We start from the raw sequence: 235 nt of genomic DNA on the forward strand, positions 1-235 counted from the left end.
AGAAGCAAGGCGTCTTGCGATTGAGACTTCAGTGTCCCCTTCGTCTAGAGGCCCAGGACACCGCCCTTTCACGGCGGTAACAGGGGTTCGAATCCCCTAGGGGACGCCACTTGCTGGTTCGTGAGTGAAAGACGCGTGCCGAACTATCTCAAAACTCATCTTCGGGTGACGTTTGAGATATTTGCTCTTTAAAAATCTGGATCAAGCTGAAAATTGAAACGACACACAGTTAATG

The 235-nt window shown here is 49.8% G+C and carries 1 tRNA gene; it reads left to right on the plus strand.

Going from position 1 to position 235, the window contains the following annotated elements:
- Window positions 1-33 precede the first annotated feature (33 nt).
- Window positions 34-109: transfer RNA gene (locus RRF55_RS27975), tRNA-Glu, on the plus strand.
- Window positions 110-235: the final 126 nt, after the last annotated feature.

Source organism: Klebsiella sp. K47 (assembly GCF_051858335.1).
GTDB lineage: Bacteria > Pseudomonadota > Gammaproteobacteria > Enterobacterales > Enterobacteriaceae > Klebsiella > Klebsiella pneumoniae.